This is a genomic window from Streptomyces sp. NPDC001194, assembly GCF_042896985.1.
GTDB lineage: Bacteria > Actinomycetota > Actinomycetes > Streptomycetales > Streptomycetaceae > Streptomyces.
On sequence record NZ_JBIAXU010000005.1, the window covers coordinates 123,245 to 144,559 of the forward strand.

General features: G+C 72.5%; 17 protein-coding genes. 11 read left to right on the top strand and 6 right to left on the bottom strand.

Going from position 1 to position 21,315, the window contains the following annotated elements:
* Window positions 1-2: 2 nt before the first annotated feature.
* Complete coding sequence (locus ACFY1T_RS14420; protein WP_390788387.1) at window positions 3-962, top strand: LysR family transcriptional regulator; 960 nt, start codon at window positions 3-5, stop codon at window positions 960-962.
* A 19-nt stretch (window positions 963-981) separates the two neighbouring features.
* On the opposite strand, the gene ACFY1T_RS14425 is transcribed toward ACFY1T_RS14420, so the two are convergent.
* The 4 genes from ACFY1T_RS14425 to ACFY1T_RS14440 all read right to left on the bottom strand — a co-directional run bounded on the left by ACFY1T_RS14425 (window position 982) and on the right by ACFY1T_RS14440 (window position 6,184).
* Window positions 982-1,638, bottom strand: a complete 657-nt coding sequence (locus ACFY1T_RS14425) for a TetR/AcrR family transcriptional regulator (protein WP_390788388.1) — start codon at window positions 1,636-1,638, stop codon at window positions 982-984.
* A gap of 108 nt (window positions 1,639-1,746) precedes the next feature.
* A complete protein-coding gene (locus tag ACFY1T_RS14430) occupies window positions 1,747-3,810 on the bottom strand; it encodes a discoidin domain-containing protein (RefSeq protein WP_390788610.1) in 2,064 nt (687 codons plus the stop codon).
* Between the two features lie 201 nt (window positions 3,811-4,011).
* A complete protein-coding gene (locus ACFY1T_RS14435) occupies window positions 4,012-5,205 on the bottom strand; it encodes an aromatic amino acid transaminase (protein WP_390788389.1) in 1,194 nt (397 codons plus the stop codon).
* Entirely contained in the window at window positions 5,198-6,184 is a 987-nt protein-coding gene (locus ACFY1T_RS14440) for a DMT family transporter (protein WP_390788390.1), read from the bottom strand. Before ACFY1T_RS14440 ends, ACFY1T_RS14435 begins: the two co-directional genes overlap by 8 nt.
* Before the next feature lie 138 nt (window positions 6,185-6,322).
* Here ACFY1T_RS14440 and ACFY1T_RS14445 point away from each other — a divergent pair, with 138 nt between their 5' ends.
* The 6 genes from ACFY1T_RS14445 to ACFY1T_RS14470 all read left to right on the top strand — a co-directional run bounded on the left by ACFY1T_RS14445 (window position 6,323) and on the right by ACFY1T_RS14470 (window position 14,418).
* A complete protein-coding gene (locus tag ACFY1T_RS14445; protein WP_030860603.1) occupies window positions 6,323-6,781 on the top strand; it encodes an Lrp/AsnC family transcriptional regulator in 459 nt (152 codons plus the stop codon).
* 526 nt (window positions 6,782-7,307) lie between these two features.
* Window positions 7,308-8,816 carry an aldehyde dehydrogenase family protein gene (locus tag ACFY1T_RS14450; RefSeq protein WP_390788391.1) on the top strand — a complete coding sequence of 503 codons (1,509 nt, stop codon included), beginning with the start codon at window positions 7,308-7,310 and terminating at the stop codon, window positions 8,814-8,816.
* Window positions 8,813-10,339 carry a GMC family oxidoreductase gene (locus ACFY1T_RS14455; protein ID WP_390788392.1) on the top strand — a complete coding sequence of 509 codons (1,527 nt, stop codon included), beginning with the start codon at window positions 8,813-8,815 and terminating at the stop codon, window positions 10,337-10,339. Before ACFY1T_RS14450 ends, ACFY1T_RS14455 begins: the two co-directional genes overlap by 4 nt.
* Window positions 10,336-11,424, top strand: coding sequence for a glycine betaine/L-proline ABC transporter ATP-binding protein (locus ACFY1T_RS14460; protein WP_390788393.1), 1,089 nt, complete (start codon window positions 10,336-10,338; stop codon window positions 11,422-11,424). Before ACFY1T_RS14455 ends, ACFY1T_RS14460 begins: the two co-directional genes overlap by 4 nt.
* A complete protein-coding gene (locus tag ACFY1T_RS14465; protein WP_390788394.1) occupies window positions 11,424-13,397 on the top strand; it encodes an ABC transporter permease subunit in 1,974 nt (657 codons plus the stop codon). Before ACFY1T_RS14460 ends, ACFY1T_RS14465 begins: the two co-directional genes overlap by 1 nt.
* Window position 13,398: 1 nt before the next feature.
* Window positions 13,399-14,418: an ABC transporter substrate-binding protein gene (locus tag ACFY1T_RS14470; RefSeq protein WP_390788395.1), complete on the top strand. Its 1,020-nt coding sequence runs from the start codon at window positions 13,399-13,401 to the stop codon at window positions 14,416-14,418.
* Window positions 14,419-14,442: 24 nt separating this feature from the next.
* Here the strand turns inward: ACFY1T_RS14470 and proC are convergent, their stop codons facing one another.
* Window positions 14,443-15,252 (bottom strand): pyrroline-5-carboxylate reductase, encoded by an 810-nt coding sequence (gene proC / locus ACFY1T_RS14475; RefSeq protein ID WP_390788396.1) that lies wholly within the window; start codon window positions 15,250-15,252, stop codon window positions 14,443-14,445.
* A gap of 55 nt (window positions 15,253-15,307) precedes the next feature.
* Window positions 15,308-16,423, bottom strand: coding sequence for a glutamate 5-kinase (gene proB, locus ACFY1T_RS14480; RefSeq protein WP_390788397.1), 1,116 nt, complete (start codon window positions 16,421-16,423; stop codon window positions 15,308-15,310).
* A gap of 205 nt (window positions 16,424-16,628) precedes the next feature.
* Between proB and ACFY1T_RS14485 the strand changes: the two genes are divergently transcribed.
* The 4 genes from ACFY1T_RS14485 (at window position 16,629) to ACFY1T_RS14500 (ending at window position 21,273) form a co-directional block, all read left to right on the top strand.
* The gene (locus ACFY1T_RS14485; RefSeq protein ID WP_390788398.1) at window positions 16,629-17,642 is read left to right on the top strand and encodes a pyridoxal-phosphate dependent enzyme; all 1,014 of its coding nucleotides are present in this window, start codon (window positions 16,629-16,631) and stop codon (window positions 17,640-17,642) included.
* Window positions 17,643-17,703: 61 nt separating this feature from the next.
* On the top strand, window positions 17,704-18,903 hold the full coding sequence (locus ACFY1T_RS14490; protein ID WP_390788399.1) for an acetyl-CoA carboxylase biotin carboxylase subunit family protein: 1,200 nt from the start codon (window positions 17,704-17,706) through the stop codon (window positions 18,901-18,903).
* Entirely contained in the window at window positions 18,900-20,096 is a 1,197-nt protein-coding gene (locus ACFY1T_RS14495; protein WP_390788400.1) for an MFS transporter, read from the top strand. The genes ACFY1T_RS14490 and ACFY1T_RS14495 overlap by 4 nt, the downstream gene beginning before the upstream one ends.
* Window positions 20,089-21,273, top strand: coding sequence for an ATP-grasp domain-containing protein (locus ACFY1T_RS14500; protein WP_390788401.1), 1,185 nt, complete (start codon window positions 20,089-20,091; stop codon window positions 21,271-21,273). Before ACFY1T_RS14495 ends, ACFY1T_RS14500 begins: the two co-directional genes overlap by 8 nt.
* The last annotated feature ends 42 nt before the right edge of the window (window positions 21,274-21,315 follow it).

A 21,315-nucleotide genomic window follows, 5' to 3' on the forward strand; every position in this document is an offset into this window, starting at 1 on the left:
GGATGCAGCTGGAGTTGAGGCATCTGCAAGCCGTGTGCCAGATAGCGGAGTCAGGGAGTCTGGGCGGCGCGGCCCGCCGGCTGGGGGTCTCCCAGCCCGCGCTCTCCGCGCAGCTGCGCAGGATCGAGCGGGTCACGGGCGGCGAGCTCTTCGTCCGCGGCCGCAGCGGGGTGGAGCCCACGCCGCTGGGCCAGTTCGTCCTGGCCAAGGCGCGGCGCGTGCTCACCGAGATGGAGAGCCTCGGAGCCGAGACCCGCGCGATGGCGACCGACGCCCCGCTGCGGCTCGGCTGCATCCTGCTCGTCCTCATCGACGGACTGCTCGCGCGGACGGACCTCGTCCTGTCCGGGCGGGAGATCACCGTCGACGTGGAGCACTCGGTGACCGCGCTCGTACGGATGCTCGGAGCGGGCCGGTACGACGTCATCGTCTACGGCGAGGTCAACGACCACGAGGTGGCGCTGCCCCAGGGCACCCTGGCCCGGACCCTGGTGCCCAGGGAGCCGTTCTGCATCCGGATGTCCACCCGGCACCCGCTGGCCGGTCGGGAGGTGCTGGACCTCGCCGAACTGGCGGGCGAGCAGTGGATGACCCTCGTGGAGGACGACGACGGCGGTCCCGAGGCGCTGGTGGAGGCCTGCGCCAAGGCGGGCTTCGCCCCCTCGCTGCGCCACCGGATCACCGACCGCAAGATGCGCCACGACCTGGTGGCGGCGGGCCGCGCCATCTCCCTCACCCAGCCCACGGCCCCCGCGGTGGAGGGCACGGTGATGCGCCCGCTGCTCGGCACGCCGATCACGGGGCGCATCCGGCTCGCCTGGAACCGTTCGGCGGTCTCCGCCGGACAGGCGGACGCCCTCTACCGCGCGGCGGCCGGCGCGTACCTGGCCAACGTGGACAACAACCCCTTCCACCGGGCGTGGTGGGACGCCCACCCGGAGGCGCACCCGGTCCTGGGGTGAGCGCGGGCGTCAGCGGGCCTCAGGGGACCTCGGCGGCCTGTGCGGGCTTCAGGGCCGGGGAGCAGGACGGCGGAGGCGGCCGCTCGTCGTGGACGAGGCCGGCCACGTGGTCGGAGACCATGTCGAGGATCGCCTCCGCCGCGGCCGCGTCGCCGAGCACGAGGAAGTTCAAGGTCAGCCCGTCCGTCATCGCCGCCAGGTAGCGGGCCAGTACGGGCACGGGGACGCGCAGCCCGGTCTCCATGTCGAGGCAGACCTGCTCCAGCAGCTGCGCGTACGTCGCGCAGTACAACTGGTGCTGGCGCCGCGCCAGGTGCTCGAACCCCGGCTCGCGCAGGGCGTACTGGGTGAGCTCGTACGTGAGCATGTGCTCGGCGGGGTGGGCGCGGACGTGGTCCCAGTAGGCCCGGAAACCGGCCCTGACGGTCTCGCGGAGGGTGGTGCGCGGCAGGATCGCCTCCTTCACCACCGCCAGGTAGTGCTCGGTGATGGTCTCGATGACCGATTCGAGCAGTGCCTGCTTGGAGTCGAAGCAGTAGTGGAAGACGCTCAGCGACACGCCCGCCTCGGCGGCGATCGACCGGGTCGTCGTCCGCGGGACGCCGTCGCGGGCCATCGCCCGGATCGCGGCCTCGGTCAGGTGTCTGCGCCGCTGCGCCAACGGCATCCGTGCCATGCGGAATCGGTTCCCTTCGTGCGGGCGGCGGTACGGCCGAGGCCGGGGCCGGCGGGATCGGAAGAGCCGATCCCACCGGCCCCGGCCTGCGGGCGCCGCTTCGGGCCGTCAGCTGCTGTAGACGCCGACTTCGTGCAGGGAGTAGCCCCACTGCGTGCCGCGCCCCGCTCCGTGGACGCGTACGTACCGGGCCGGGACCCCGGCGAACCGTGCCGTGTCCAGTCCGCCGTCGCCGGCGGTGGTGGACCACACGGTCTGCCAGTTCACGTCGTCCGTCGAGACCTCGATCCGGTAGGACTTGCCGTACGCGCGCTCCCAGTCGAGGGTGACGCGCTTGACCACTCCGGCGGAGCCGAGGTCGATCCGCAGCCACTGGTCGTCGTTCCAGTCGCTCGCCCACCGGGTTCCCGTGTCACCGTCCACGGCCCGGCCGGGCGCGTAGCTGACGAACGGGTTCCACTCGGCGGAGCTGGCCGAGGAGGGCGCGCCCGCGGCGAGGTTGACCCCCGCCTTGTGCTGCTCCGACGCCCCCCAGGTGTGCAGGTAGGACTCGGCGCCCTTGAAGAGGTCGTCCACGACTCCCTGGCCGCCGACCTGCCGGATGTCCTCGATCCAGTCGGGGACCAGGCCGTAGTGCGCGGCGCCGTCGGTGTTGAGGTCCCAGGTGCGCTGCCCGGTGGTCTGCCTGTCGATGACGGAGCCGCCGTCGGTGCTGCGGAAGGGGTACTTCACCGGGTTCGGGGTGTCGGCGCCCCGCGGGCCCGGCCAGCCGCCGACCCCGTTCATGTCGGTGCCGTACCCGTAGCCGACCTGGTACTTGTCGCGCAGCGCCTTCGTACGGGCGGCCTCGCCGCTGAACCCCTCGGCGCCGTTCATGTACTGCGCGGCGAACCCGCCGAGCTTGTAGAGGCGTTCGGTCCAGCCCAGGTCCATCCAGCTGTGGGAGGAGATCACGCCCGGGTAGGACTCGGATTCGAGGATGTCGAAGGCCCGGCCCGCGGCCTTGACGCTCATGTGGTCGACTTCGAGCATCATCTTGCGTTTCATCATGCCGCGCACGGCGTACTCGCCGAGATCGGTCAGGCCGCGGGAGTTGCACTGCGCGTTCGCCGCGTACGAGGGGACCGCCACCCCCGCCGGCAGCTCCTTCTGCGCCGAGGGCGCGGGTGCCAGGCCGATCGGGTTGTCGTGCTGCGGGCCGGCGCACTGCTCGGTCTTCCAGAAGGTGCCGGTGGACAGGAACTGCCCGACGTTGATCGCCGTTCCCAGGGCGCCCTCGTCGAAGCGGACCCCGCACAGCGCGTTGTCGAACTTGTGGCAGAGGAACATGCTGCGGACGCCGAGCCGGTACAGCTCGTCGAGCCCGCGGTCGATGTCCTGCTTGCTGCACTGGGAGATGTCCAGGATCTGCTTGCAGCCGAACGGCTCGGAGGTCTCCACGCCCAGCACGACGGCCAGCTTGCCCTGCTGGACGACGTCGCGGGCCTGCGCGGAGTCGGTGACGATCCGGAACCAGCCCTTGCCTGGGCCGCCGTACATCTTGTCGATGTAGGCCTGCATGTCGTACGTCTTCTGCGCCTCGAGGCGGATGGCGGTCATCTCGTCGCAGCTGCGGTCCTTGAAGAAGTAGACCGAGCAGATCACGCCGTTGGTGACGAGGTCGTTGACGAGGACGCGCTGGCCGCCGCGCCAGGCGCGCTCGATCCAGGCGTAGTAGTTCTGCTGGTGGGTCAGGGAGTCGTGGGCGGGCCAGTCCTTGAACGTCGGCCAGCCGTTGGGGTCGTGCTTGCCGTCCCCGCCCTTGGTGATGAAGTCGAAGATCGCGAGGGAGCCGTCGGGGTAGTGCTCGGGGCAGTCCTTGAGGGCGTCGGCCACCCCCAGGTCGGAGAAGGCCTTGCCGCAGATGAGCCGGCCGCCGAAGCCCTCGTTGGACATGATGTGGTCGTGGGCGTCGACGAAGCCCCGGACCCGCCCCTGGGCGTCGGTGCCCTTGAACGGCTCGCCCGTGACGTTGATCTGGGAGTCGGGCGCGGGCCGTGCGGTCGGGTTCCACCAGCCGGCATCGCCGTCGGCCGCCGCGCCGGGCGCGGGACCGAGGGCCATGGCCGCCATGGCGAGGAGAAGGGCGAGCAGCGCGAGGGGCCTGCGCCTTCGGTGCGGGACTCGGGTCATGGTCATCACTCACGTCATCGGTCGGCGGATGGCGCGGTCGAGGACGCAGACCGTCTGAGGGAGCCGGCTGATTGTCATGTCCCGCGCAGGCAGTGTGACGAGAATGGCTACCGGCGGTAACAGAGTCAAGGGTCCGGGACGGACGACCTGATGGAATGTCATGTGACGGGCCGGGCCCGCCCGGGGGAGGGCCCGGCGCCGCTACTCGGCGCCCTCGGCGAGGACCGCCGCGACGCCCTGCGCGAGGCAGGGGATCCGGTGCGCCGGGATCCCCGCGATGTTGATCCGCCCGGCCGTCGTCCCGTAGATGGCGAACCGGCTGCGCAGCCGCAGCATCTGACGCGCGGTGAGCGGCAGCATCGAGAACATCCCCTTCTGCCGCGCCAGCACGTCGGCCTGCGCCTCCCACCCCAGTGCGGTCAGCTCCGCGGTCAGCCCGCGCCGGTTGTCCTCGATGCGCGCCCGCATCCCGTCCAGCTCCGCGCGCCACAGGGCCCGCAGCCCGTCGTCCTCGAGGATCGCCGTCACCACCGCGGCGCCGTGCTCCGGCGGCATCGAGTACAGGGTCCGGGCGGCGTTCTGCAGCGCCGTCTCCACGTGCCGCAGCGACTGCCGCGAGGCGCCGACCACGACGGCGCAGCCGGTCCGGTCGCTGTAGAGCCCGAAGTTCTTCGAGCAGCTGATGGCGACGAGCATCTCCGGCACCCGCTCCGCGAGCATGCGCGTGGCCGCCAGATCGGCCTCCAGGCCGTCGCCGAGCCCGTGGTACGCCAGGTCCACGAACGGCACCCAGCCGTGCTCGGCGGCGAGCTCGGCCACGGCCTCCCAGTCCTGCCCGGACGGGTCGACCCCGGTCGGGTTGTGGCAGCAGCCCTGGAGCAGGACCACGTCGTCGCGGCGCGCCTGGCCGAGGTCGCGCAGCAGGCCCGCCGTGTCGAAGCGGCCCTCGGCGTCCTGCCAGCCGTACGTCCGCACGGTCAGCCCGGCGGCCTCCAGGATGGGCCGGTGGTTGACGTACGCGGGGTCGCTGATCCACACGGTCGTACCGGGCCGGGTCCGGCAGATCAGGTCGGCCAGCAGCCGCAGCGCGCCGCTGCCCGCGACGGTCTGGACGGCCACCGCCCGCTCGGCCGCGCCACCGGAGCCCAGCACCAGCGACAGCATCGCCCGGTTGAAGGCCGTGTTGCCGGAGAGACCCCGGTACTCCTTGGAGGCGGAGCGCTCCGCCAGCCGTATCTCGGCCTCGCGCACCGCCGCCATGACGGGGGTGCCGCCCGTCTGGTCGCGGTAGACGCCGAGGACGAGGTTCAGGCGCTCGGGCCGGGCGTCGGCTCCGTACGCCTCGGTGAGGTCCCACAGCGGGTCGACGGGCGGCGGGAGGAGGAGCTCAAGCATGGTCGGGAACCTCGGGCTGCTGGATGCGGGTGGTGGTACGAGGGCGTCGGTTGGCGAGGGCGACGCCCGCGGTGATGAGGGGGACGCCGACGAGCACGGCCGCGGTCGGCACCTCGCCGAGCAGGGGGATCGCCAGCAGGACCACGGCGACCGGGCTGAGGCTGCCCACGGTGGAGCTGCGCTCCGCGCCGAGGCTGCGGATGGCGAAGGCGTACAGCAGGCCGGCGCACAGGCCGACCCCCAGCCCCTGCACCACCAGGAACAGGGCGATGTCGCTCCCCGTGGCCGAGGCCAGGCCGGTGGGCAGTGCCCCGGTCAGGACCAGGAGCGCCATCACCGCGAACGAGGGCAGGCACAGGAGGCCGATCGATCCGACGGGATCGAGGTCCACTTCCTTCAGGCCGACCGTGTACAGGGCCCACAGCCCGCTCGCGACGAGCAGGATCCCGGCGCCGGCCAGCACCTGCGTGTTCAGCGGGACGACGTGGCGCCAGACCAGGGCGATCACGCCGACCGCGATCAGTCCGAGCCCGGCCGCCTGCGTGCCCCGGGGCAGGCCCTTGCCCGCGGCGACCATCAGTGCGGAGACGAAGAGCGGGACCATCCCGGGGACGATCGAGCCGACGAAGGCCGCCGAGGTGAGCGAGCCGCCGTACATCGCGGCCAGGAAGAACGGCACCCCGGCCCCGCAGGCGATCTTGAGCGCGGTGGCGGGGCGGACGGCGGCCATCTGCCGGCGGCGCCGCCACAGCGCGGGCGCCAGGACGAGCAGCGGCACGCCGAAGCGGAGCAGGGCCGCGTCGGCGGGCAGCAGGGAGGAGGAGCTCAGGGCGCGGGCGCTGAGCGCGAAGGCGGCCCAGATCAGGACGGTCACGGCCAGCGCCACGGAGCCCTTCGCCTGCGGGGACATGCGCGGGCGGCCGGAGGCGCGGGCGGCCGGAAGGGGCGCCGTCGCGGGACCGGTGTGCGTGGTGACCAAGGGGGCTCCTCCAGCCTCGGGGGCCGGATCCGGCCATGGAGCAACGCTAGGGCTTCCGCCGGGGCAGCCGATTGCCAGTTCTGCCTTCCGGACATACGTTTGAGGCAGAATCTGCCAAGGAAGGGCGGGGGAGGGGTCATGGACGCAGTCGATCTCCAGATCATCCGGGAATTGCAGGCCGACGGGCGGTTGTCCAACCAGGACCTCGCCGACCGGGTCAGGCTGTCCCCGTCGCCCTGCCTGCGCCGCGTGCGGCGCCTGGAGGAGGCCGGCCTGATCCGCGGCTACACGGCCATGGTCGACCAGGTGGCCTTCGGCCTGCCGATCACGGTCTTCGTCCGGATCCGCCTGGACCGCCACACGAAGGAGGCGGTCGGCGTCTTCGAGGGGCACGTCGCGCTCATCGAGCACATCCAGGACTGCTACCTGATGGCCGGAAGCAGCGACTACCTGCTCCGCGTGGTCATCGAGAGCCTGGAGGCGTACGAATCCCTCGTCCGCAACCGGATCCACGCCATCCCCGGCATCGCGTCGATCGAGTCGAGCTTCGCCTTCGGCAGCGTGAAACAGTCCCGGGTCTATCCGACGCCCGCGTGACACGGGCGATCGCGCCCCGGCCGTCGCCGGGAGCCGCGGTCGATCCTCGCCGGGGCCCGCATGCTTGACCGCGCGTCAGAGGGAAAACCGGGGACCTGCAACTCGTGCGGGCACTGGGCAACGGCCGCTACCAGGCGCGCACTTGCGACGGCCGGCTCCAGGAGGCCCGAGGCGCGGCCGAGGGCGTGGCCCTGGTGGTCGCCGAGCTGCCGGCGGACGTTCCCGCTCCGCTCTGGGTCTTTCCCCGTCCTGATCGCGCCGACGCCCCGTACGGGGGTGGCCATTTCGCGCGGCCGGAGCCGAACGCCCGCCCTCACCCTGTGTGACGACCTGGTGCAGCGGTGGACCTCTGTGAATTCCACACCGCGCGACCTGCGTTACATGTCCGTATTTGCCCTGTCTTCGAGCGTGAACAAGAACACTCTCCGCAAGGTATTGCGCATGGATGTGGGGACCCGGGGCAGGCGGCCGGTTCATGTCGGTCAACCCGACAGGGGGATCCAGAGGACGAAAGGCAATACGCAACGTGACCGCAGCACAACAGAGCATCCATGTGGGCGGAGAGTGGCGCGCGGCCCTCTCCGGCGCCACCCGCGAGATCATCGACCCCGTCGACGCGACCGCGTTCGCGGTCGTGGCGGAGGGCGGCGTCCAGGACACCGACGAAGCCGTCGCCGCGGCGCGAGCCGCCTTCGACGACGGTGCCTGGCCTCGTACCCCGGTCGCCGAGCGGGCCGCCCTGCTGCGACGGGTCGCCGCCCTGCTGGAGCGCGACCGCGAGCGGATCGGCGCCCTGGAGAGCCAGGACGCGGGCAAGACGCTCGAAGAGGGCCGCGTGGACGTCGACTGCGTCCGCGACGCCTTCCTCTACTTCGCCGACCTCGTGGCGAACGAGAGCGGCGCACGGGTCGTCGACGCCGGTTCGGACGAGATCCGCAGTGTCGTCGTGCACGAGCCGGTCGGCGTCTGCGCCCTGATCACGCCGTGGAACTATCCGCTGCTCCAGGCCAGCTGGAAGATCGCCCCCGCACTGGCCGCCGGCAACACGTTCGTGATCAAGCCCAGTGAGATCACCCCGCTGACCACCGTCGCGCTGATCGAACTGCTCCTGGAAGCCGGGCTCCCGCTCGGCGCGGCCAACATCGTCACCGGCCCCGGCGGTACGGTCGGCGCCCGGCTCGCCGAACACCCCGACGTCGACCTGATCTCCTTCACCGGCGGTCTCGTCAGCGGTACGAAGGTGGCCAGGGCGGCCGCCGACAGCGTGAAGAAGGTCGCCCTCGAACTGGGCGGCAAGAACCCCAACGTGATCTTCGCCGACGCCTGTTCGACGCCCGACGGGTTCGACACCGCCGTCGACCAGGCGCTCAACGCCGCCTTCATCCACAGCGGCCAGGTCTGCTCCGCGGGCTCCCGCCTCATCGTCGAGGAGCCGCTGCGCGATCGCTTCGTCGCCGAGCTCGCCCGCCGGGCCGAGCTGATCCGGCTGGGGCGCGGCACCGACAAGGGCGTCGAATGCGGTCCGCTGGTCTCCGCGGCCCAGCTGGCCCGGACCGAGGAGTACGTGGCCTCCGCCCTCGCCGAGGGCGCGGTCCTGCGCGCGGGCGGCGAGAAGCCGGACGGTCCCGGCTACTTCTTCCGGCCCACGGTCCTGGACCGGTGCCACCGCGGCATGCGCGTCGTCCGCGAGGAGGTGTTCGGCCCCGTCCTCACCGTGGAGACCTTCCGCACGGAGGAGGAGGCCGTCGCCCTCGCCAACGACACCGAGTACGGCCTCGCCGGAGCGGTGTGGACCTCCGACGGGGACCGTGCCCGCCGGGTCGCGGCCGCGCTGCGCCACGGCACCGTATGGATCAACGACTTCCACCCCTACCTGCCGCAGGCGGAGTGGGGCGGCTTCGGGAAGTCCGGCATCGGCCGCGAGCTGGGCCCCGGCGGCCTCGGCGAGTACCGCGAGGCCAAGCACATCTACCAGAACCTCGCCCCGCGCCCCGTGCGCTGGTTCGCGGGCGCGACGCAGAAGGGCCGGGCATGAACGACCAGCACGTGTACGACTACGTCGTCGTCGGCGGCGGCACCGCCGGTTCGGTGATCGCCTCCCGGCTGACCGAGGACCCGGACGTCAGCGTCGCCGTCATCGAGGGCGGCCCCAGCGACGTCGGCCGCGACGACGTCCTCACCCTGCGCCGCTGGATGGGCCTGCTGGGCGGCGAACTGGACTACGACTACCCCACCACCGAGCAGCCCCGCGGCAACTCGCACATCCGCCACAGCCGTGCGCGGGTGCTGGGCGGATGCTCCTCGCACAACACCCTCATCGCGTTCAAGCCCCTGCCCTCCGACTGGGACGAGTGGGCCGAAGCGGGCGCCGAGGGCTGGGACGCGGCGGCCATGGACCCCTACTTCGCCCGGCTGCGCAACAACATCGTCCCCGTCGCCGAGGCCGACCGGAACGCGATCGCCCGCGACTTCGTCGACGCGGCGCAGACCGCGCTCGGCGTGCCCCGCGTCGAGGGCTTCAACAAGGCTCCCTTCCACGAGGGCGCCGGCTTCTTCGACCTCGCGTACCACCCGGAGGACAACAAACGGTCCTCCGCCTCCGTCGCCTACCTCCACCCGTTCCTGGACCGGCCGAACCTGCACATCGCCCTGGAGACCTGGGCGTTCCGGCTGGAGCTGGAGGGCGCCCGCGCGACCGGCGTGCACGTCCGTACCAAGGAGGGCCAGGAGCACGTCGTACGCGCCCGGCGCGAGGTCCTGGTGTGCGCCGGGGCCGTGGACACCCCGCGCCTGCTGCTGCACTCCGGCATCGGTCCCCGCGCCGACCTGGAGAAGCTCGGCATTCCCGTCGCCCACGACCTGCCGGGCGTCGGCGAGAACCTGCTCGACCACCCCGAGTCGGTCATCGTGTGGGAGACGCACGGCCCGATCCCGGAGAACTCCGCGATGGACTCCGACGCCGGGCTGTTCGTCCGCCGGGACCCGGCGTCCGAAGGCCCGGACCTGATGTTCCACTTCTACCAGGTCCCCTTCACCGACAACCCCGAACGCCTGGGCTACGAACGGCCCGCGCACGGGGTGTCGATGACCCCGAACATCCCCAAGCCGCGCAGCCGCGGCCGGCTCTACCTGACGAGCGCCGACCCCGAGGTCAAGCCCGCCCTCGACTTCCGCTACTTCACGGACGAGGACGACTACGACGGCCGGACCCTCGTCGACGGGATCCGCATCGCACGGCAGATCGCGGCGAGCGAACCGCTGGCCGGATGGCTGGCGCGCGAGGTCTGCCCGGGGCCGGAGGTGACCTCCGACGAGGAACTCAGCGCCTACGCCCGCCACGTCGCGCACACCGTCTACCACCCCGCCGGCACCTGCCGGATGGGGGCCGCCGACGACGAACTCGCCGTCGTCGCACCCGACCTGCGGATCCGGGGCCTGGACGGCATCCGGATCGCCGACGCGTCCGTATTCCCCACCATGACCGCCGTGAACCCGATGATCGGCGTCCTCATGGTCGGCGAGAAGTGCGCCGACCTGCTGGGAGGCACCACCCGATGAACACCGCACCGCACCCCCCGACCGAGCTCCGGCCCCCCGCGGACTCCGTCTTCTCCGTACGCGACCTGTGGAAGGTCTTCGGCCCCAAGGCCGACCGCGTGCCCGCCGACAAGGAGCTCGCCTCCCTCGAAGCCGCCGAACTGCGCGAGCGCACCGGCTGCACCGCCGCCGTCCGGGACGTCTCCTTCGACGTCCGCAAGGGCGAGGTCTTCGTCGTCATGGGCCTGTCCGGCTCGGGCAAGTCGACGCTCGTACGCTGCCTGACCCGGCTCATCGAGCCGACCTCGGGCACGATCTCCATCGACGGGGAGGACGTGCTGTCCATGGACACCGGCCGCCTCCGCGAGCTGCGCCGGCACCGGGCGGCGATGGTCTTCCAGCACTTCGGGCTGCTGCCGCACCGCACGGTGCTCGACAACATCGCCTACGGGCTGGAGATCCAGGGCGTGGGGCGCGCCGAGCGGCGCGAGCGCGCGGCGGGGTTCGTCGCCAAGGTCGGGCTGGACGGCATGGAGGACCGCAGGCCGAGCCAGCTGTCCGGAGGCCAGCAGCAGCGCGTGGGCCTGGCCCGCGCACTCGCCGTGGATCCCGAAGTCCTGCTGTTCGACGAGCCGTTCAGCGCGCTCGACCCGCTCATCCGGCGCGACATGCAGGAGGAGGTCGTACGCCTGCACCGGGAGGAGGGGCGGACGATGGTCTTCATCACGCACGACCTGAGCGAGGCGCTGAAGCTCGGCGACCGCATCGCACTGATGCAGGGCGGCCGGATCGTGCAGCTCGGCACGCCCGAGGAGATCGTGGGCGCCCCCGCCGACGACTACGTCAGGGACTTCGTCCGGGACGTGCCGCGCGAGCAGGTGCTGACCGTCCGCTCGGCGATGCGTCCCGCCCTCGCCGGCGAGCGCGACACCGGTCCCGCGCTCGACCCCGGTGCCACCGTCCACGAGGCCATCGAGGCCGTCGCCCGTACCGGCGAGAACGCGCGGGTCGTCGAGAACGGCCGCTGCCTCGGCGTGGTCGACCACGCGGGACTGCTCGGTGTCGTCGCCGGGGTACCGGTGGCACCGGGGAAGGCGGTGGCCTGATGTACGCCCATACGACCTGGCCGCCGCCGGGCGGCACGACCGCCGACGCCACCCGGCCCGGCGGGCTGCGCGCGCTCGCGCGCCACCGCGGCCGGCTCATCGGCGCGGGCGCGGCCCTCGCGCTCGTCCTCGGCTCCGTCCTCCTGGGCGGCGGCAGCTGGCCGGCCGCGCTCTCCGTCGACCTGTCCGGGCCGCTCGACCGCACGAGCGACTGGATCATCGACAACCGGGACGGCCACCCGCTGTTCCTCTACTTCCTCGGCCACGTCAGCAACCTCGTGGTCGTGTCCGTCCGCGCGGTCTACCTGCTGCTGCTCGCCCTCGGCTGGGCCGGCGTCACCGCCGCCGCCGGACTGGTGGCCTGGCGGGTCGCGGGAGTTCGCCTCGCGCTGACCTCCGTCGCCGCGTTCGCCGCGTGCGGACTGCTCGGCATGTGGGTCCCCACCCTGCAGACGCTCGCCCTGATGGTGGTCGCCGTCGCCGCGTCCGTACTGGTCGGAGGCGTGCTCGGGCTCGCCGCCGGGCTGTCGGACCGCATGCACCGGATCCTGCGGCCCGTGCTGGACACCATGCAGGTGCTGCCGGCCTTCGCGTACCTGCTGCCCGTCGTCCTGGTCTTCGGCATCGGTGTGCCCGCCGCCGTCCTCGCGACCGTCGTCTACGCGGCTCCGCCCATGGCCCGTCTCACCGCACTCGGGCTGCGCGGCGCGGACGCCGGAGTCGTGGAGGCGGCCACCTCCCTCGGCGCCACCGGCAGGCAGCGGCTGCTGACCGCCCGGCTGCCGCTGGCCCGCAAGGAACTGCTGCTCGGCGTCAACCAGTCGATCATGATGGCGCTGGGCATGGCCGTGATCGCGTCCGTCATCGGCGCGGGCGGCCTCGGCGACCGCGTGTACCAGGCGCTCGCCTCCGTCGACGTGGGCGCCGCGCTCGCCGCCGGTGTGCCGATCGTGCTGCTCGCCATCGTCCTGGACCGGGTCACCGCCGCGGCGGGCGAGCGGATCGGCACGGCCGGTCCCGGCCGGTCCCGGCTCGGCTGGGCCGTCGCGGCCGCGGTGACCGCCGCCCTCGCCGTCGGCGGGCGCCTGGCGGACCGGCTGTCGTGGCCCGACGGGTGGACGGTGGACATCGCCGAACCCGTCAACCGGGCGGTCGACTGGATGACCGCCCACCTCTACTCCGGTGTGCCCCTCGTCGGCGGCACCGCCGACTGGGCGGCGGGGTTCACCACCTGGGTCCTGGGCCCCCTGCGCGACGGCCTGCAATGGCTGCCCTGGTGGGCGGTCCTGCTGGCCGTCGCCACCCTCGCCCTGCTCATCGGCACCTGGCGCACCGCCGTGACCGCCGTCCTCGCCATGGCCGCCATCGGCGTGCTCGGTGTCTGGGACCCGGCGCTCGACACCCTGTCCCAGGTGCTGGCCGCCGTCGCCGTGACCCTCCTGCTCGGCTTCGCACTCGGGGTCGCCGCCGGGCGCAGCACCCGCCTGGGGCGCGCGCTGCGCCCGGTCCTCGACGTCTTCCAGACGATGCCGCAGTTCGTGTACCTGATCCCCGTGGTCGCCCTGTTCGGCGTTGGCCGCGCCCCGGCGGTCGCCGCCGCCGTGGTCTACGCGCTGCCCGCCGTGGTGCGGATCACGGCCCAGGGCGTACGCGCGGTGGACCCGGCCGCGCTGGAGTCCGCGCGCTCGATGGGCGCCACCGGGCGCCAGCAGCTCCTCCAGGTCCAGCTGCCGCTGGCCCGCCCCGCGCTGCTGCTGGCCGTCAACCAGGGCGTGGTGCTGGTCCTCGCCGTGGTCGTCATCGGCGGCCTCGTGGGCGGCGGCGCGCTCGGCTACGACGCGGTCTTCGGCCTCGCCCAGGGCGACCTGGCGACCGGTCTGGTCGCCGGCGCCGCGATCGTCTGCCTCGGCCTGATGCTCGACCGCGTCACCCAGCCGACGGACCGCCGCGACCTCGCCGGAAAGGGGGCCTGACATGGCTCGCACACGCCTCACCACCTGCACCCGCGCCACCGCGCCCCGTACGGGCCGCGCCGCGCCCCGTACCCGCTTCGCCGCCCTCGCGGCCGCCGTCGCCCTGACCGCGCTCACCGGCTGCGGCGCCGCCGACATGACCCGCCAGGCCTCCCCGTACGCCGACGCGAAGGGCTCCCGCACGGTGACGCTGTCCGTCCAGTCGTGGGTGGGCGCACAGGCCAACGTCGCCGTGGCCCAGTACCTGCTGGAGCACGAGCTCGGCTACCGGGTGGACACCGTGCAGATCGACGAGGTGCCGGCCTGGGACGCGCTCAGCCAGGGCCGGGTGGACGCCCTCCTGGAGGACTGGGGCCACCCCGAGCAGGAGAAGCGGTACGTCGACGACAAGAAGACGATCAAGCCGGGCGGCGAGCTCGGGGTGACCGGCCACATCGGCTGGTTCGTGCCGACGTACTTCGCCGAACAGCACCCGGACGTCACCGACTGGAAGAACCTGAACAAGTACGCGAACGACTTCCGTACGGCGGAGAGCGGCAGCAAGGGCCAGCTGATGGACGGCTCCCCCTCCTACGTGACGAACGACAAGGCGCTCGTGAAGAACCTGGGCCTCGACTACCAGGTCGTGTTCGCGGGCTCGGAGGCGGCGCAGATCACGCAGATCAAGCAGTTCGCCAAGGAGAAGAAGCCCTTCCTGAGCTACTGGTACAAGCCCCAGTGGCTGTTCGAGAAGGTCCCGATGACGGAGGTGAAGCTGCCCGCCCACGAGGAGGGCTGCGACGCCGACGCGGAGAAGGTGGCCTGCGCGTACCCGCACACCCCGCTGCGCAAGTTCCTCAACGCGCGCTTCGCGGACGGCGGGGGCGACGCCGCCGCCTTCCTGAAGAAGTTCCGCTGGACGACCGAGATGCAGAACGACGTCTCCCTGATGATCGCGGAGGAGAAGCTGGCGCCACAGGAGGCGGCGGCCCGCTGGGTGAAGGCGAACGAGGCCACCTGGCGGGCGTGGCTGCCGTCCTGACGCCCGCCCCCACGCCCGTCCGGCTCACCCGTACGAGGCGGCCAGCTCACCGCTGCGGTCGCGGGCGGCCTCCAGGGCCGCCATCAGGGCGGCGCGCACGCCGTGCCGTTCCAGCTCGCGCACCGCGCTGATGGTGGTCCCCGCCGGTGAGGTGACCGCCTCACGGAGCCTGACCGGGTGCGTCCCGGAGTCGCGCAGCATGACCGAGGCGCCCACGGAGCTGCGTACGGCGAGCTCGTGGGCCTTGTCCCGCGGAAGCCCCAGCAGGACGCCCGCGTCCGTCATCGCCTCCACGAGGAAGTAGAAGTAGGCGGGTCCCGACCCCGACAGCGCGGTCGCGGCGTCCTGCTGGGCCTCCGGCACGGTGAGGGTGTGGCCGACGCCGCGGAACAGCTCCGCGGCCTGCTCCACGTGCTGCTGCGAGGCGTGGCTGCCGCCGGAGAGCACGGTCATCCCCTCGTCGACCAGCACCGCCGTGTTGGGCATCGCCCGGACCACCGCGACGCCGTCCGGGACCCGCTCCTCGAAGAAGGCCGTCGTCAGCCCGGCCGCCACGCTGATCAGCAGGGCCCCGGGCGCGATCGCGGGGGAGACCTCCTCCAGCAGCGCACCCATGTCCTGCGGTTTCACCGCGAGGATCAGCACGTCGGCCCACGCGGCGGCCTCCGTGTTGCCCATCGGCGCGATCCCGTGGCGCGCCTCGATCTCGGCGGCCCGCTTCTTGCGGCGGCAGGTGACCCCGAGCTCCCGGGCAGGCCGGCCGGAGCGCAGCAGCCCGCCGAGGAGTGCCTCGCCCATTTTGCCCGCGCCGAGCACGGCGACCTTGCACGTCATGACTTGCTCCCTCGTGGTGGAAGTGACGGAAGAGAAGCGGGGCGGCCGCCCCCGGTCACCCCGAGCCCGTCTCCGCGTACGGGTGCGGTGCGAACAGGGCCACGTCCTGTGCGCCGACGACCTCGGGATGCGCCAGGGCCGCGGGCCCCTCGTCCGGTACGGGGAATCCGGCGAGCAGCCGGATCAGGTCGCCGGAGGCCAGCCGGGCGAGGGCGCGGGCGACGGGCCTGCCCGCGCCGTCGGCGAGGTCCACCGGGTCGCCCGCCGTGAACTGCCCCTCGACGGCGGTGACTCCGCTCCACAGCACGGGCCGGCCGTGCTCCCGTACGCCCCGCACCGTGTCGGCGTCGAGGACGATCCGGCCCTGCGGCGCCGTGGCGTGGGCGAGCCAGAACAACTGCTCCGCGGGCCGCTGCCGCGCGGGGTGGAAGTACGTCCCCGTCCGACCGCCCGCCAGCGCCCGCGCGGCGTGCGAGGCGGCGGCCAGCACGACGGGGATCCCGGCGCTCGCCGCGGTCATCGCCGCCTGGACCTTGGCCCCCATGCCGCCCGTTCCCACCCCCGAGCGCCCGGGGGCGCCCGTACGGATGCCGGCGAGGTCGGCCGGTCCGCGGATCTCGGCGATCGGGCCGCTTCCGGGGGCCAGGGGGTCCCCGTCGTGCAGCGCCTCCACGTCGGAGAGGAGGACGAGCAGGTCTGCGCCGATCAACTCGGCCACCAGCGCCGCGAGTCGGTCGTTGTCCCCGAAGCGGACCTCGTGGGTGGCGACGACGTCGTTCTCGTTGACGACCGGCACGATCCCCATGAGCATCAGCTTCTTCAGGGTGCGCCGGGCGTTGTGGTAGTGGTCGCGGCGGGCGATGTCGTCCGCCGTGAGCAGCACCTGCCCGACACTGGCCGCGGCCTGCTGCGCGGACAGTTCGGCGGGCCGCGCGCTCAGGCCCAGCGGGGCCAGTCCCGCCGCGACGGCGCCGGAGGAGACCAGGACGACGCTCTTGCCCTGCCGGCACAGCCCGGCCAGGACCTCGACCAGGGCGGCCGGCCGGGCCGGATCCAGCCGCCCCGACTCCGAAGTGAGCGAGGAAGAGCCGATCTTGACCACGATCCGGTGGGCCCCGGCCACGTCCGCGCGCTCGGTGCGCGGCTCGTCCGGCACGGCTTCGGGTGTCACGAGAGCTCTCCTCGGGCGGCGGGGCGACGGCTGCGGGGATCCGATTCAGCCACATGCCGTTCCCGTTTCGTTCCCGTCCCGCGGGAACCGTTCAGGATCGATTCAGTAGCCACCTGCCCCATTTTTGCGGGGCATCTGATAGGCCCACATCCCAGAAACGGAGAAGGGAGTACGGAGTACGGTGTATTCGTCATTCACTGAGAAAATGTCCCAACCGGATCTGATAGATCTCGGCGACGGCATATACGTTCTCCGGTTCGAGGTCATGAAGGTGACCTCGGTCTACCGGGCGGTCAAGGAACTGCTGGCGCGCGGGGTGATCCGGCACGGCCAGACCCTCGTCGACAGCTCCAGCGGCATCTACGGCCACGCGCTCGCCCTGGTCTGCCGCGAGCTCGGCCTCAAATGCCACGTCTTCGCGTCCGTCGCGGTCGACGACGGCATCAAGACGCAGCTCAAGTACCTCGGAGCCACCTACGACCAGGTCTCCGGCGGCGGGGCCGACCTCCAGCACGACCAGGAGGCCCGCGTCCGGCTCGTCCACGACTACCTGCGGCGCAATCCGGACGCGTACTGGATGCAGCAGTACCACGACGACGTGCACTACGCCGGCTACGAACACGTCGCGGAGCTGCTCCTGAAGGAGCTGGGCTGGGCGGAGATGACCCTGGTCGGCGGCGTCGGAACCGGCGCGTCGACCAGTGCGATGAGCCGCTACCTGCGCGAGTCCTGCCCCAACGTCCGGGTGGCGGGAATCCAGCCGTTCGGCAGCCGCTCCTTCGGCTCCGAGAACTTCCCGCTCGACGGGTTCATCATCGCCGGGATCGGCAGCGGCATCCGCTTCGACAACATCGACTACAGCGCCTACGACGACATCCACTGGGTCGACTTCGACGTGTCGGCCGCGGGCTGCCGCCACCTGCTCTCCACCACGGGCGTCTTCGCCGGACTGTCCGCGGGCGCCGGCTGGCAGGCCTCCCGGTACATCCGCTCGACGGAGCCCTCCGGAGGTCCCGTCGTCTTCATGGCGGCCGACCCCGGACACCGCTACATCAAGCAGGTCTTCCCGCCCGACGGCCCGCTCGTCGAGGACCCCGAATACCGGCCCGTGGTCATATCCGCGCTGGAGGAGCTGACCGGACCCTGGTCCACGATGAACTGGGCGAGAAGGCCGTACAGCGTCGAGGACGACCTCCCGGTGCTCGCCCTGCAGGGCTGAATGCCCGCACGGCCGACCCTGGCTCGCCTAATTCCACCGTAAAGAATCCGAGGCAGCACCCATGACCGATGTCGCCATCATCAATTATGGCGCCCAACACGACTATCCGGCCATGCTCCACGAGCTGGCGGGCGGGCTCCACGTCTACAGCCACAACCCGCTCGCGCACACCGCGGGGCTCGGCTCCTACGAACACGTCCAGGACTGCGAGTTCGTCCCCTACGCCGAGCTGCGCATCCGGCAGCTGGCGCGGACCCGCCGCTTCGCGCACGTCATCACCGACAACGAGTACGACCTCGAGCGGGCCGCGCGCATCCGCGAGGACCTCGGCATCCCCGGCCAGTCGGCGCGCAGCGCACGGCAGTTCCGCGACAAGGTCGTCATGAAGCAGACCGCCGGCCGCACGGTCGCCACCCCGCGCTACGCGCGGCTCAAGACGATCGTCGACCTCACCCGGTTCATCGCGGAGAACGACTACCCGGTCGTCGTCAAGCCGGTGAGCCAGGGCGGTTCGCGCGACATCGTGGTGCTGCGCGACGAGGACGACCTGATGGAGTTCAGCCGCCGCCACTGGCGCGAGGACCTCATGGTCGAGGACTTCGTCGAGGGCGAGATCTACCACGTCGACGCGATCCTGGCGCCCGGCTACCGGTTCGTGGCCTCCTCCCGGTACCTGCGGGACTGCCTCGGCGTCCTGTCGGGCCGGAACAACGGCTCGCTCCAGCTCGACCCCGCCGGCAAACCGGCGCAGCGGCTGGAGGAGTTCCTCGACCGGGTCCTCGAAGCCTTCGACACCCCGGAGGTCGGCGCCTACCACCTCGAGGTGTTCCGCACGCCCGAGGACGAGTTGGTGCTGTGCGAGATCGCCTCCCGCGTCGGCGGCTCCCGCATCCCCGCCCTCACCCGCCTGACCTACGGCGTCGACCTGCACGCCACCTGGCTGCGGCTGTCCTGCGGTCTGCCCGTGGACCCGGCGCCGACCGCCCCGCCGGCCGAACTCCGCGGCTCCATCGGCATCGTCCCCCAGGGCCGCCCGGTGCGGGCACCGCGCACCCTGCCCTTCGACTGGGTCGAGCACTACCAGGTCAACGAGCAGCTCGCGCCCGGCGCCACGGCGCAGAACAGCACCTCCAACCTCTGCTTCGCCCTGGTCCGCGGGGCCGACACCGCCGAGGTGGAGCAGCGGCTGCTCCAGGTCGAGGAATGGATCCTGGACAACCTGACCGAGGTCGGCGAACCCGCCCGGATCCCCGCGCCGTGAACGCATGGCGCGAGGCGTCCCCCACCGCGCGCCTCCTGCTGGTGGCGGTGCTCTTCACCGGCCTCACCACTTTCATGTTCCTGCCCCTGCTGGCCATAGAACTGACGGCGCAGGGCATACCGGCGGGCCGCACGGGATTCCTGGTCGGTCTGCTCGCCTTCTCCGGCCAGGCGTTCTCGCTCCTGACCGGGCTGCTGGTCGACCGGTTCGGCGCCCACCGGGTGATGTCCGCCGGCTTCCTCCTGCGCGTCCTCGGCTACGTACTCCTCGGGCTCGCAGGCGGCGGCGCCCGGGCGCCGCTCGTGGCGGGAATCGTGGCGGTCGGGGTCGGCGGCTCGCTGCTGGGCCTGTCGACCAAGACGCTGCTCGTCTCCCAGGACGGCAGCGATCCGCGCACGATGCTCGCGCTGCGCTCGACGTTCGTGAACGTCGGGGTCGTGGCCGGGCCCGCGCTCGGCGCCGCGGTGTACCCCCTCGGGTTCGGCTGGATCCTGGCGGCCTGCGTGCTCTCGCACCTCGTCCTCGGCACCTGCCTGGTCCTGCGACGGTCCGTGACGGCCTCCCGGTCACGGCCCGCCGCGGGACGGGCGCCCGCCCCGGCGGCGGACGGCACTCCCGCCACGCCGTGGACCCTGCGCCAGTGGCTGCCCCTGTGCGGTCTGGGGGTCGCGTACTGGGCGATCTACAGCCAGCTCAACGTCCTGCTCCCGATCACCGCGAACGAGATGACCGGCAGCACCGCCGCCATCTCGGTGGTGTTCACGGCCAACGGCCTGCTCGTCGTGGTGTTCCAGTACACCCTGCTGCGCCACGTGTTCCGCCGCGCGACCGCCCGCACCCTGCTGGTCCTCGGCTTCCTCGCCTTCGCCTGCGCCTACGCCACGCTGATACCGCTCGCCGGGTGGTACTCGCTGCTCGCCTTCGTGGTGCCGGTCACGCTGGCGGAGATGCTGATCGGCCCCAGCCTCGACGAACAGGCGGTGAACGCCGCCGCCACCCGCCGCACCGGGCTCGCCCTCGGCGCGATGAGCGCGGCCGGAGCCCTCGGCAGCCTCTTCGGCTCCAGCGCGAGCGGCTACCTGCTGCAGACCGCGCGCGGCGGCAGCGAGGTCTGGCTGGTGCTCGTCGGCTCCTCCCTCGCCGCCGCCGCGGTCTGCCTCCTCCTACCGAAAGTGCGTACGCGCCATGCCTGACACACAGCCGACCGTCGTGCTCCTCAATCCGCGCAGCCACGTCCTGGCCGCGGCCCGGAAGCTGGGCGCCGCCACCGTGACCGTCCCCGAACCGGGCAGGCCGCTGCCCGCGGACGGTCCGGGACTGGCCTTCCACTCCCCGTGGACGACCGACCCCGAGGACCTCGTCGAGCGGCTGCGCGCGCTCGACCTGCCCGCCCCGGTCAGCTGCTTCGGCTTCGGCGAACTGGGCTGCTCCGTGGCCGCGCTGGTCAACCGCCGCCTCGGCTGGCCCGGCAACCCGCCCGAGGCCATGGAGGCGTTCAAGGACAAGGCGAAGCTGCGCTCCGCGGTGGGAGACCGGGCCGGCGCGCCCGTCGCGTACCGGCTGTGCACGCACAAGAGCCAGATCCCCGCGGCCGTCGAGGCCATCGGCTACCCCTGCATCGTGAAGCCGGCCGACGGCACCGGCAGCGCCGGGGTGCGCCGCCTCGCGGGGCCGGACGAGCTCGAAAGCCACCTGGCCACCCTGGACTTCAAGACCCCGCACCTCGTCGAGGAGTTCCTCGTGGGGGCCGAGTACAGCGTGGAGGCGATGAGCTCCTCCGCGGGCCACCGGATCCTCGCGATCACGGAGAAGGCCACCACCGGCGCACCCGGGTTCGTCGAGACCGGCCACACACTGCCCGTACGGCTCGACCCGCAGGACGAGGAGGCCGTCGCCGCCCTGGTCACCGCGACCCTGGACGCGGCGGGCTACCGTACGGGCCCCTCGCACACCGAGGTCATGCTCACGGCCAAGGGGCCCCGCCTCATCGAGTCGCACGGCCGCCCCGGCGGCGACCGGCTCAGCGACATGCTGGACCTGGCACTCGGCGAGGACGTCTTCGAACAGGCCATGGCGGACCTCCTCGGCCTGCCCGTCCCGGGCGCCCCCACCCGCGACCGGGTCGCCGGGATCCGCTACGTCACCTTCGACCGCACGGTCCCGCTCACGGTCACCGACGCGCAGACCGCGGCGGTCGCCGCCCTCCCCGGGGTCACGGAGGTCGCCATCGCCGTCCCGGCCGGCCAACTCCCCCCGGAGATACACCGCTCCGGAGACCGGCACGGCTTCGTGGTCGCCTTCGGGGCCGACCGCGAGGAGCTGGAGAGCCGTCTCGACCTCGCCGTACGCACCCTCACCGCCGGCCGCTGACCTCCCCGCCCCCCACCGTCCCACCCACCCCCCGTGCACCGG

What these genes read in the sequence shown, in the direction of transcription:
- ACFY1T_RS14470 (WP_390788395.1), top strand. Translation starts at nt 13,399, where the DNA reads ATGGCTCGCACACGCCTCACCACCTGCACCCGCGCCACCGCGCCCCGT.
- proC (WP_390788396.1), bottom strand. Translation starts at nt 15,252, where the DNA reads ATGACGTGCAAGGTCGCCGTGCTCGGCGCGGGCAAAATGGGCGAGGCA.
- ACFY1T_RS14500 (WP_390788401.1), top strand. Translation starts at nt 20,089, where the DNA reads ATGCCTGACACACAGCCGACCGTCGTGCTCCTCAATCCGCGCAGCCAC.
- ACFY1T_RS14420 (WP_390788387.1), top strand. Translation starts at nt 3, where the DNA reads ATGCAGCTGGAGTTGAGGCATCTGCAAGCCGTGTGCCAGATAGCGGAG.
- ACFY1T_RS14485 (WP_390788398.1), top strand. Translation starts at nt 16,629, where the DNA reads ATGTCCCAACCGGATCTGATAGATCTCGGCGACGGCATATACGTTCTC.
- ACFY1T_RS14435 (WP_390788389.1), bottom strand. Translation starts at nt 5,205, where the DNA reads ATGCTTGAGCTCCTCCTCCCGCCGCCCGTCGACCCGCTGTGGGACCTC.
- ACFY1T_RS14425 (WP_390788388.1), bottom strand. Translation starts at nt 1,638, where the DNA reads ATGGCACGGATGCCGTTGGCGCAGCGGCGCAGACACCTGACCGAGGCC.
- ACFY1T_RS14445 (WP_030860603.1), top strand. Translation starts at nt 6,323, where the DNA reads ATGGACGCAGTCGATCTCCAGATCATCCGGGAATTGCAGGCCGACGGG.
- ACFY1T_RS14460 (WP_390788393.1), top strand. Translation starts at nt 10,336, where the DNA reads ATGAACACCGCACCGCACCCCCCGACCGAGCTCCGGCCCCCCGCGGAC.
- ACFY1T_RS14490 (WP_390788399.1), top strand. Translation starts at nt 17,704, where the DNA reads ATGACCGATGTCGCCATCATCAATTATGGCGCCCAACACGACTATCCG.
- ACFY1T_RS14430 (WP_390788610.1), bottom strand. Translation starts at nt 3,810, where the DNA reads ATGACCCGAGTCCCGCACCGAAGGCGCAGGCCCCTCGCGCTGCTCGCC.
- ACFY1T_RS14455 (WP_390788392.1), top strand. Translation starts at nt 8,813, where the DNA reads ATGAACGACCAGCACGTGTACGACTACGTCGTCGTCGGCGGCGGCACC.
- ACFY1T_RS14465 (WP_390788394.1), top strand. Translation starts at nt 11,424, where the DNA reads ATGTACGCCCATACGACCTGGCCGCCGCCGGGCGGCACGACCGCCGAC.